This is a genomic window from Streptomyces flaveolus (genome assembly GCF_044765825.1).
GTDB classification, from domain to species: domain Bacteria; phylum Actinomycetota; class Actinomycetes; order Streptomycetales; family Streptomycetaceae; genus Streptomyces; species Streptomyces flaveolus.
Window position 1 is genome coordinate 481,903 of the sequence record NZ_JBIWKU010000002.1, and the last position, 11,592, is coordinate 493,494.

7 protein-coding genes are annotated in these 11,592 nt (G+C 69.8%); all 7 read right to left on the minus strand.

Annotated elements, in window-relative coordinates:
- Positions 1–117: 117 nt before the first annotated feature.
- Entirely contained in the window at positions 118–681 is a 564-nt protein-coding gene (locus ACIRG6_RS07495) for a cysteine hydrolase family protein (protein WP_364825846.1), read from the minus strand.
- A gap of 52 nt (positions 682–733) precedes the next feature.
- On the minus strand, positions 734–2,338 hold the full coding sequence (locus ACIRG6_RS07500; protein ID WP_403321429.1) for a glycoside hydrolase family 13 protein: 1,605 nt from the start codon (positions 2,336–2,338) through the stop codon (positions 734–736).
- A gap of 111 nt (positions 2,339–2,449) precedes the next feature.
- Positions 2,450–3,325, minus strand: a complete 876-nt coding sequence (locus tag ACIRG6_RS07505; RefSeq protein WP_403321431.1) for a carbohydrate ABC transporter permease — start codon at positions 3,323–3,325, stop codon at positions 2,450–2,452.
- A 16-nt stretch (positions 3,326–3,341) separates the two neighbouring features.
- On the minus strand, positions 3,342–4,301 hold the full coding sequence (locus ACIRG6_RS07510) for a carbohydrate ABC transporter permease (protein ID WP_364678038.1): 960 nt from the start codon (positions 4,299–4,301) through the stop codon (positions 3,342–3,344).
- 121 nt (positions 4,302–4,422) lie between these two features.
- Positions 4,423–5,838, minus strand: a complete 1,416-nt coding sequence (locus ACIRG6_RS07515; protein ID WP_364678039.1) for an extracellular solute-binding protein — start codon at positions 5,836–5,838, stop codon at positions 4,423–4,425.
- A gap of 176 nt (positions 5,839–6,014) precedes the next feature.
- Positions 6,015–7,061: a LacI family DNA-binding transcriptional regulator gene (locus ACIRG6_RS07520; protein WP_350716172.1), complete on the minus strand. Its 1,047-nt coding sequence runs from the start codon at positions 7,059–7,061 to the stop codon at positions 6,015–6,017.
- 73 nt (positions 7,062–7,134) lie between these two features.
- On the minus strand, positions 7,135–11,418 hold the full coding sequence (locus ACIRG6_RS07525; protein WP_403321435.1) for a discoidin domain-containing protein: 4,284 nt from the start codon (positions 11,416–11,418) through the stop codon (positions 7,135–7,137).
- Positions 11,419–11,592 lie beyond the last annotated feature (174 nt).

The window sequence follows — 11,592 nt, forward strand, 5'->3', positions numbered from 1 at the left end:
GGGTCGTGCAGCCGTTCGCCGTTACCAGACCCGCGCGGTGACCGGAAGGTTGTACGGACTCGGCCGCGGCCGTCGGGCAGGTCGCGGCAAAGGTCCTCAAGGCGGGCGGCGCCCGCGTTATTGCGCTGCGATGGCTTTGAGCCAGTCCTCGACGGCGACGACATCCGCCCACTGCGGGAACAGCTTGTCGACGAGCATCCGGTGCACCTCGGGGTCGGTGTCGAGGCAGGCGTCCGCCAGGACCGTGAGGCCGAAGTCCAGGTCGACGGCCCTCCACAGGGTGGACAGCACCACAGCGCTGGTGGCGATGCCGGTGAGAACGAGGCTGTCGATGCCGCGAGCCCTGAGGACCAGGTCGAGGTCGCTGCCCGAGAAGGCACTCCCCCGTCTCTTGGTGACCACGACGTCGCCCGGCCGAGGTGCGATGTCGTCGTGGATCTCGGTGCCTGGGGCGCCTTCGGTGAACAGGCCGGCCCGCACGACGTTCGCCATCACCTTGTTGCGTGGGCTGACTTCCGGATCTCCCGGCCGTAACGACATCGCCACGTAGATCACGGTGATGCCGGCGGCTCGGGCACCGTCGATCGCCCTGCGCAGGCGAGGCAGGTATCCGGAACCGTCGTCGGCGATGGCCACGACGTCCCGTTGGACGTCCATCACCAGAAGTGCGCTCTTCGTCATGCTCGCCGTCCCTTTCTCGGCCGGGGGTCGGCAGCAGTCTGCTGCAAAGCCGTCAGGTGCGCAGCCACACCGCCGTGTCGCGCGGCAGCATGCCGTCGGGTTCGAGCGGGCCGCTGGACAGCAGGACCTGTTCGTGCGCCGGCAGGTCGGCCGGTGCGTCGGACAGGTTGACCACGCAGACCAGGCCGTCCGTCCGGCCGAAGGCGAGAACGCCCTCCGCGGCGGGCAGCCAGGTCATGGGGCCGTCGCCGAAGCCGTTGCCCGCCCGGCGCAGCACCAGGGCCTCCCGGTACAGCGTGAGCATCGACTCCGGGTCGCCGAGCTGCCGGTCGACCGCGTAGTGGGCCCAGTCACCGGGCTGCGGCAGCCACGGCTCCGTCGCCGAGCCGAAGCCCCACCAGGGCGCCGTGGCCGTCCACGGCAGCGGCACCCGGCAGCCGTCGCGTCCCGGATCGGTGCCGCCGGAGCGGAAGTGCATCGGGTCCTGGATGCGGTCCAGGGGGATGTCGGCTTCCGGCAGCCCCAGTTCCTCGCCCTGGTAGAGGTAGACCGAGCCGGGCAGGGCCAGGGTCAGCAGGGCGGCGGCCCGTGCCCTGCGCGTGCCGAGCGCCAGGTCGGTCGGGGTGCCGAACGCCTTGGTCGCGAAGTCGAAGCCGGTGTCGGCGCGGCCGTAGCGGGTGACGGTCCGGGTGACGTCGTGGTTGGCGAGGACCCAGGTGGCGGGGGCGCCGACGGGAGCGTGTTCGGCGAGCGTCGAGTCGATGGTGGCGCGCAGGCGGTCCGGGTCCCAGGGGCAGGTGAGGAAGTTGAAGTTGAAGGCGGTGTGCAGTTCGTCGGGGCGCAGGTAGCGGGCGAAGCGTTCCGCGTCGGGCAGCCAGACCTCGCCGACGAACACGCCGCCGTACTCGTCGGCGATCGACCGCCAGGCGCGGTAGATGTCGTGGAGCTCGTCCTGGTCGATGTACGGGTGGGGGTCGACGCCCTCCTCGAAGTCGGCGAGCGCCGGGTCCTTGACGAGCAGGGCCGCTGAGTCGATGCGCACGCCGGCGACCCCCCGGTCGAACCAGAAGCGGAGGATGTCCTCGTGCTCGTGGCGGACGTCGGGGTGGGCCCAGTTCAGGTCGGGCTGCTCGGGCGTGAACAGGTGCAGGTACCACTCGCCGTCCGGTACCCGTGTCCAGGTGGCCCCGGAGAACTGCGAGGGCCAGTCGTTGGGCGGGAGTTCACCGTTCGCGCCCCGGCCGGGCCGGAAGTGGAAGCGCTCCCGTTCCGGGCTGCCGGGGCCGGCGGCGAGGGCGGCGCGGAACCAGGCGTGCTGGTCGGAGACGTGGTTGGGGACGATGTCGACGATGACCCGGATGCCGAGTTCGGCGGCGTCGGCGATCAGCTTCTCGGCGTCGTCCAGGGTGCCGAACGCGGGGTCGATGGTGCGGTAGTCGGCCACGTCGTAGCCACCGTCGACCAGGGGGGAGGCGTACCAGGGGGTGAACCAGACGGCGTCGACGCCGAGACCGGCGAGATAGGGCAGTCTCGCCCGGACGCCCGCGAGGTCCCCGGTGCCGTCGCCGTCGCCGTCGGCGAAGCTGCGTGGGTACACCTGGTAGATGACGGCGTCTCGCCACCAGTCGTCGGTGCGGGGCGGAAGAGGGGCTGCCACGGGTGCGGTCCTTTCGGGCAGGGTGGGTCTTCGCCGCCGGCCCGGAAGCGGGGCGTCGGACGGGCCGGCGGCGAAGGCTTGGAGGGGGCGGGGTGCGGGGCCGGGGAAGGGTCAGCCCTTGAGTCCGCCGGCGGTGAGGCCGCTCATGATGTTGCGCTGGAAGACCAGGAAGATCAGCAGCGTCGGCAGTGAGGCGATGGTGAGCGCGGCGATCAGCACGTTCGTCGGTACGCCGTTGGAGAGCGAGTAGATGCCGACGTTCAGGGTCTGCATGGCCGGGTCGGGCAGGGTGAGCATCGGCCAGAGGAAGTCCTTCCAGACCCCGACGATCGCGAAGATGGAGACCACGCCGAGGATCGGGCGGGAGATCGGCAGGACGATCGACCGGAGGGTGCGCATCGGGCTCGCGCCGTCCATGGCGGCCGCGTCCAGCAGTTCCTTGGGGATGGAGTCGAAGAACCGCTTCAGCAGGAAGATGTTGAAGGCGTTCGTCACCGACGGCAGCCAGATCGCCCAGGGGGTGTTGAGAAGGTTGCGTTCGACGACGGGCACGTCGAGCACGGTGAGGTACTGGGGGACGACGAGGACGGTCGCGGGGATCATCAGCGTCGCCAGCATCGCGCCGAGGACGGCCTTGCCGAAGACGGGGCGGAGCTTGGAGAGGGAGTACGCCGCGGCGACGTCGAGGACGAGCTGGAAGGCCAGGGCGCCGAACGCGTAGTAGAGGGTGTTGAACAGCAGCCTGGCCAGGTCCATGACCTCCCAGGCCCTGGAGTAGTTGTCCGGTTCGAACGAGCCGGGGACGAGCGTCGGCGGGGTCTGGATGACCTCCTGCGTGTCCTTGAAGCCGCTGGAGACCATCCAGTACAGCGGGCCGAGGAAGACGAGGGTGAAGCCCGCGACGACGACGGCGAACGTCACCCAGTAGACGGCCTTGCCGCGGGGCCTGGCGAGCTGGGCCGGTGAGATGAGCGTGCGTGTGGACATGCTGGGACTCCGGTTCCTACTCGTTCTCGGCGCGGTTGAGCTTGACGTATGCCGCCGAGAACCCGGCGAGAATGACGAGCAGGAGCAGCCCCAGGGCCGCCGCGGCACCGTAGTTGTTGAAGTTGAAGGCGTACTGGTAGATGAGGTAGACCACGGTGGTGGTGGACCCCTCGGGGCCGGCTCCGCCGGTGAGCAGGAACGGCTCGACGAAGACCTGCATGGTGGAGATGATCTGCATCAGCAGCATCAGGGACAGGATCAGCCGCGTCTGCGGGATGGTCACGTGCCAGATCTTGCGGAGCACCCCGGCCCCGTCCAGCTCTGCCGCCTCGTAGAGTTCGCCGGGGATCCCCTGGAGGGCGGCGAGGTAGATGAGGGCGGCGCCTCCCATGTTCATCCAGGTGGAGGCGATGACGATCGACAGCATCGAGGTGTCCGGGTCCTGGAGCCACTGCTGCTCGGGCAGGCCGAAGAAGCCGAACAGTTCGTTGAGCAGTCCGTACCCCGGGTCGTACAGGTACTTGAACAGCAGCACCGACGCGACGGGCGGGAGCATCACCGGCAGGTAGACGAGCAGCCGCAGGTATCCCTTGCCGTGCCGGAACTCGTTGATGACGAGGGCGACGACGAACGGTACGGCGAAGCCGAAGACCAGGGCGAGGACGGTGAACAGCAGGGTGTTGCGCCACGCCTGCCAGAACGCCGGGTCGTTGAAGACGGTGGTGAGGTTGTCCAGCCCCACCCAGCTGACCTCGCCGTTGTCCGTCTTCTGGAAGGCGAGGAAGAACTCGCGGACCATCGGGTACCACGAGAACACGGCGAAGCAGAGCACCGCGCCGATAAGGAATCCGTGGGCCGTGAGGTTGCGCCGCAGGCTCTTGGCGAAGCGGCCGCCCGGGGGCACGGGGTCCGCCGCGGGCGGCGGGGTGGGGCGGTGGCTGGCCGCCTTGCTCGGGGTCACGCTGGGGGCCGACATCGTCGCTCCTTGACGCTGGTCTGCCGGGGCGTCGCCCCGGATGCCACAGGTGGTCCGGTCCGCGCCGCCCGGGGGCGGCGGTGTCCGGCGGGGCGGTCGCCGCCGCCCCGCCGGGATGCGCTCACTGGTTGGCGAGGACCTGGTCGACCTGGCTCGCGGCCGTGTCCAGCAGCTTGTCGATGTCGGCGTCCTCGTTGGTGAGGATTGCGGACATCACGTTGTCGAGGACCTTGTAGATCTCCTGGGCCTTCGGCGGCTCGGCCTTGCCGGCGACCGGGTTGTCCATGAACGCCTTGAAGTTCTCGACCGGCATCGTGGCGTGCTCGACCCGGGCCGCGTCGTCCTTCGTCTTCGACCCGTTCAGCCAGAAGTTGGGCTGCGGCAGACCGACCGGCAGCTTGTCGGTCTTCTTGCGGGCCCAGTCGAACTGCCCCTTGCCGACGGTCAGGTTCTCGAAGTTCAGCCAGGCGATGGCCGCCTTGATCTTGTCGGCGGAGATCCCCTTCTTGATCATGTAGTTGTTGCCGCCGGCCAGGGTGTTCTTCTCGCCGGGGATCGGGCCCATGCCGAAGTTCTCGTAGTCCGCTCCGAGTTGCTGGACCATGTACGTGATGTCGTCGGGGGCGGCGAGGAACATGCCGAGCTTGTCGGTGGCTATCTGCTTCTGGAGGTCACCCCACTTGAGCAGTTGGGTCTTGCCCATGCTGTCGTCCTCCCAGCGCATGGCGTGGAGGTTCTCGGCGACCTGCTTGCCCAGCTCGTTGTCGAACGCCGCCTTCTTGCCGCTCGCGTCGACGATGTCGCCGCCGAGGCTGTACATCTGGGCGGTGAAGTGCCAGCCGCCGGTGTTGCCGGCGCTGTACTCGCCGAAGCCGGCGATGCCGTCGCCCAGGCCGGCGATCTTCTTGGCGGCGGAACGGACCTCGTCCCAGGTGCGCGGCGGTGCGTCCGGGTCGAGGCCGGCCTTCTCGAACAGCTTGCGGTTGATCAGCAGGCCCATCGTGTAATTGCTGGTGGGCAGGCCGTAGAGCTTGTTCTCGTGCTTGAGCGAGCCGAGGACGTTCGGGTCGATGTCCTTGAGGGCCGGGACGCTCTTGTCGTTGACGTACGCGGTGATGTCTTCGGCGCCGTCGTTGTCCAGCACCTGGGGCAGGTCGGTGAAGTAGGTGTAGAAGACGTCGGGCTGCGACTTCGCCTTCAGCATCGCCGTGAAGCGCGGCGGCTCCAGACACTGGCCGGGGGTGGAGCGGCCCTCGACGGTGACGTTCGGGTAGGTCTTGTTGAACTCCTCGACGTCCTCCTTCCACTCCTTCAGCTCGGCCGCCTTCGCCGCCGGCGGCATGCAGTCGATGGTGATCGTCACCTTGGTCTTCGGGTCCAGCGGCGCGGCCGGGTCGGAGGACCCGCTGCCGCTGCCGTCGGAACCGCCGTCGTCGCTGCTGCTCGTGCCGCAGGCGGCCAGAGCGGTCAGTGTGAGAGCGGAGACGAGCGTGATGACGCCGGCACGACGCGTACGGCGGAACCGAGCACTTCTCATGGGTGGTCCCCTTCGGGCATGAACGAGGAAGGCGCCCCATCGCCGATGCGTTGTGGGGCGCCGCTCACTCAACCACCACGTACAAGTGAACGCAAGATCTCGCGCTGATTTCGTAATTGCTTGACAACTGATCGGGAGGCCCGGACGGAAGTGGCACTCGCCCGGACAAAACACCGTCAGGCGCCGGCCACCAGGTCCGCGCCGGCCGGGGCGGTCGCGGCCCGCAAGCCGGCCGCCTGCGCGGTCGACGCACGAACGACGAGTTCCGGCTCGAACAGCAGCTCACTGTGGGGCACGTCGCTGCCCTGGATCTGGTGGGCCAGCAGTTCGACCGCGGCGCGCCCCATCGCCTCTATCGGCTGGCGCACCGTGGTCAGCGGCGGCTCGGTGCACGTCATGAAGGCGGAGTCGTCGTACCCCACCACGGACACGTCCTCCGGCACCCTCAGGCCCCGCCGGCGGGCCGCCCGGACCGCCCCGAGGGCCAGGGGGTCACTGGCGCACACGATGCCCGTCACACCGGCGTCCAGCAGTCGCGAGGCCGCCGCCTGGCCGCCCTCCAGGGAGAACATCGACCGCTGCACGAACGCGTCGGCCAGGAAGCCGCCGGCGGCCTTGGCGGCCGCCCGGAGCCTGCGGCGGGAGGGGATGTGGTCGGAGGGCCCGAGCACCAGCCCGATCCGCTCGTGGCCGAGCGAGACGAGATGGCGCCAGGACTGCTCGGTCGCCACCGCGTCGTCGCACGCGACGCTCGGGAAGTCGAGCCCCTCGATCGCCGCGTTCATCAGGACGACGGGGATGCGGCGCTGGGCCAGCAGCCGGTAGTGCTCGTGCGGCGCGTCCGCCTGCGCGAACAGCCCGCCCGCGAAGATCACGCCGGAGACCTGCTGCTGGAGCAGCAGCTCGACGTAGTCGGCCTCCGAGACGCCCCCCTTCGTCTGCGTGCACAGCACCGGCGTCAGCCCCTGCTGCGCCAGCGCGCTCCCGATCACCTCGGCGAACGCCGGGAAGATCGGGTTCTGCAGCTCGGGCAGCACCAGGCCCACCAGGCGGGCCCTCTCCCCGCGCAGCTGCGTCGGACGTTCGTACCCCAGGACGTCCAGCGCCGTGAGCACCGACTGCCGTGTCGCCTCCGACACCCCCGGCTTGCCGTTGAGGACCCGGCTGACCGTGGCCTCGCTGACCCCAACCTTCTTCGCCACTTGAGCAAGTCGTCGCGTCATACACGCAAGAGTAGCGCAAGTCCCCGCAAGGGCTTGCGCTACGCTGCGTCGATTCACGACGGAACGGAACCGACTACGGGTTGATGTCGATCTTGAAGGTGGAGGTCGTGTTGCGGACGTCCACGGCGTTGTCCTCGAGCTTCAGCCCGTTGAAGGTGACCTCGCCGACCGCCGGTCCCTGCCCCGGCTCCGGCATCTCGTTGGCCCACAGACCGAAGCCGGACTTGGCGTCGAAGGCGTCACCGCTCTTGTACGCCCCCGTGATGGTGACGTCCGTGAAGACGGTGTCCTTGACGGGGTACTGCGGCTGTCCTCCCACGTAGTTGGTCTGGAACATGATGCCGCTGTAGGTGGGGTCGACGATGTCCACGTGGTTGACGCGGATGCCCTGGAAGACCTTCGAGGCGGAGAAGACCCAGATGCCGGGGAAGGTCTGCGCACCCCAGAAGTGTCCGCCGGCCCGTTCGATCGAGATGTTCTCGAAGGTCGTCGGGGCGGTCCCGAAGCCGTTCATCGGGTAGTTGAAGTCCAGCGACGAGATGGTGATGCCGGAGTACACCAGGGTGTCGGCGATACGGATGTTGCGGAAGGTGTTGCTGTAGCCGCCGTACACGGCGACACCCGCCGCACGCCAGGTCAGCGTGGTCGTCAGGTTCTCGTAGAGGTTGTTCTTCATGTCCGCGCCGCCGGCGTCGATCGCCGAGAACAGGGCGAAGCTGTCGTCACCGGTGGCCCGGGCGTCGTTGTTGGAGACCAGGTTGTCCGTCGACCCGTTGGTCATGTTGATGCCGTCGGCGAACATGTTGCGGATGCGGGAGTTCCTGATCGTCATGCGGTCCGTGTTGGCGCCCCAGTACAGGCACACCATGTGCTCGTTCCAGATGTTGTCGATGACGATGTCCGACACGTTCTGGAAGTCGAAGACCTTGCCCGGCCCGTCGATGCGCGAGGTGTAGTTGCCGAAGTAGGCGAAGTTCGCGAACGTCGAGCCCTTGGCGGTGGCCTCCGCCCGGAAGCCGATGTCGGTGTTCGACTGCCCCGCGGGCGCCTGGAACCGGGTGTACCAGGGTCCGGCGCCGACGACCTTGACCGCCTTGCCGTACACCTGGAACTTGCCGGACGTCTGGTAGTCGCCGGGCGGCAGGTACACGCCGACCAGCGTGCCCGAGGTGTCCATCCGCACCCGGTCCAGGGCGTTCTGCACGTCCTGGTGGGTGAATCCGGCGGGTACGGCGTACGCCGCCGGGTCCGGGTTGGTGACCGGCGCCACCTGCTCCAGGTTGACGAAGTCGAAGGCGTACGTGGTGGTGTCCGAGGCGTCCTTCTGCAACCGGATCTTCGACCCCGCGGGCACGCTCTGGTCGAGCATGAGGTGCGCCTCGTCGTAGATGTGGCGCGGTGCCCCGGAGCCGGGTGAGTTCTCGGGTCCGGCCTCGGCCCCGTACAGCCAGGCGTAGCGCGACGTCAGCGGCAGCGTCTTCGTCTTGACGCCGTCGACGTAGACGCTGATCGTCGAGTCGATGCCGCCGCCGCCCGGCGCGTCCGGGATCGAGAAACGGGTGACCAGGGTGTTGGTGGCGGCCCGGGTCGTGAACTCGATGTACTGACCCGTCCCGGTGAGGGTGACCGCCTTGCGGCCCGAGGCCTCGCCGGCGAGGTCGCCGACGGTCCGGTTGGGCCCGACGACCTTGGCTCCGCCGCCGAGCGCACCGTCCTCGGCCTCGTACATGTCGTACGGCAGGTTGGCGCCGCGCCCGACGAACAGGGGCTTGGTGGAGGTGTTGTTGTCCCGCTTGGCCGGTATCTCCGCGGTGTCGGGGTCGATCACGACCTTGGCGCTGTACGACCCGTTGGCCGCCTTCCAGGACCCGAGGGTGGCGGCGGCGGTGGTGGCGCCGGGGGCGATGACGCCGGTGTGGGTGCCCGTCAGGGTCTTGACGGTCGCGCCCTTGCTGTCGGTCAGGGTGAGGGTGATCCGGTGATCGCCGCCCGCGGAGGCCACCGTGCCCTGGTTCTTGAGGCTGACGCGGAAGGTGACGTCGTCCCCGGCGGCCGGGGAGGACGGGGACGTGCTCACGGACGCGGCGACCAGATCCGAGCCGGCGACGGGCTTGACGACCAGGGCGTCCGGGCTGGTGTAGGTGTTGTTGGTCTCGTTCTGCTCGATCACCGTGTCACCCTCGTCGGCCACGGCGCTCAGCGGGTAGGTGCCCGCCTCGCGGGTGCCGAGGGACGCCGTGACCGTGGTCTGCTCCCCCGCTCCCAGCGCCCCGGTCCGGGCGGTGGCCACGGTGGAGCCGCCGAGCCGCACGGCGACCTTGCTGGCCGGCGCGTCGGCCGCTCCGCTGTTGCGGACGGTCGCGGAGACGGTGATGTCGTCCGACTCGACGGGCGCCGCCGGTGACGTGGTCAGCCTCGTCACCTCGAGGTCCGGGTTGGGCGCTGCCACGCCCACGACCTGGAATTCGGCGAGCTGCCCGGCCGTCGCCCCGCTGTTGGCGGTGAAGCGCAGTCGCACGTCGGCGGTGCGCCTCCCGACGGGGACGGTGACGGTGTTCTGCCCGGCCGGGGTGAACGCGTACTCCCTGGCGGCGACCAGGGAGGTGAAGCCGTTCGCGTTCTGCTCCCGGCCCTGGACCTCGATGGTCTGGGTGCGGCTGCCCCAGTCGGGGTTGAGGCGCAGGACCAGCCGGTCGACGTCCGCGTCGGCGCCCAGCTTGACGGTGAGGGTGTTCGGGTAGCTCCCCGCGCCGCCTTCCCAGTACGTCGCCGTGTTGTTGTCGTTGGCGTGGGCCGCGACGTAGGTGTGGATCACGGAGGATGCCTCGATGGGCTTGCCCACCGCCAGGTCGGAGCCTGCTCCGCCGCCGTTGCGGGTCACCTGGTTGCTGGGCGGCGACTGGTTGCCCGCCGCGTCCTTGGCGCGCACGGTGTAGGTGACGGTCGCGGAGGCCGGCTGGGTGTCCGTCCAGGTGGTCACGGAACCGGCGACGGAGGCGCGCCGGGTGTTGTTGGCGTAGATGTCGTAGCCGGTCACGGCCTTGTTGTCGGCGGAGGCGCCCCAGGTGAGCCGGATCCGGCCCGCCTCGGGCTCGGTGAGGGACAGGTTCGCCGGCGCGGTGGGGGCCTCGGTGTCGCCGTCGTCGGCCGCGCGGGTCACGGTGTTGCTGTCCGGGGACTGGTTGCCGGCGGCGTCCCTGGCCCGGACGAAGTAGCTGACGCGGCTGCCCGCGGGCCGTATGTCGGTGTACGTGGTGACGTCGCCGCCGACCGAGGTCAGCAGGTCGCCGTCGGCGTAGACGTCGTAGGCGGTGACGCCGGTGTCGTCCGTGGCCGCGTCCCAGGTCAGGCGGACCTGGCCGGTGCTGGGTTCGGTGAGCGCCAGGTGCGGCGGGGCGGAGGGCGCCTGGGTGTCGCCGGTCGTGGGTCCGTAGACCTCCAGCTCGGACACCTGGGCGGCGGGCTGGACGCTGTTGGCGGTGACCAGGACGCGGACGTAGCGGGTGGTGGCGGCGTCGAAGGAGATGGCCGTCGAATTGCCGTCCGTCGGTGCGAACGTGTAGGTGCTGCTCGCGGTCAGGTCGGTGAAGTCGGATCCGTTGGTGCTGCCCTGGATCTTCAGCGTCTGGGTGCGCGCGCCCCAGCCGTCGGGGAGGCGCAGGACGACGCGGTTGACGCGCACCGCGGAGCCCAGGTCGGTCCCCAGCCACTGGGGGAGGTCGTTGTTGCGGCTCTCCCAGTAGGTGGCCTTGTTGCCGTCACCGGCGTTGACGGGGCTGTACACCTCGGTCTGGCTGCTGGCGGTGAAGATGCGTCCGCGGGCCAGATCGACGGAGGACTCGCCCGCCGCGTGCACCTCCAGCTCGGACAACTGGGCCGCCTGCCAGCCGGTGTTGGCGGTGACGGCCACCCGCACGAACCGGGTCCGGGTGGCGGGGAAGCTCACCGTGACGGTGTTGCCCGAGCCGGGTTCGAAGGAGTAGGCGGCGGACGCCTTGAGGGTGGTGAAGCTGGTGCCGTCGGCGCTCCCCTGCACCGCCAGGGTCTGGCTGCGCCGCTCCCAGGAGGCGGGCAGCTTGAGGACCACCTCGTCGATACGGGTGGTGGTGCCGAGGTCCGTCTGCACCCATTGGGGCAGGTCGCTGCCGGCGCTCTGCCAGTAGGTGCCCTGGTTGCCGTCGGTGATGTTCGCGGCTCCGTACTCGCCGTGCGAGCTGCTCGCGGCGGTGGGGTCGCCGGCGGCGACATTGGGACCGCCGGCCGCCGGGGCGGCGGTCACCAGGGGGCCGCCCAGGAGCAGGAGGCTGGTGGTCACCACGGCGCACAGGCTCCGTGTCGGTCGTCTGCGGGTTCTCATGCGTCCCCGATCTCGGCCCCGCCGCGGGCGGCGGGGCACGGCAGTGGGATGGGTGGGGGCGGGGGGGGGGGGGGGGGGGCCGCGCGCGCCCCCCCCCCCCGGGGGGGGGGGGGCGGCCGGCGGGGGCGGCCGCGCCCCCCCCACGGGGTAATGTAAGAGGCGGGGGTGAGAAAG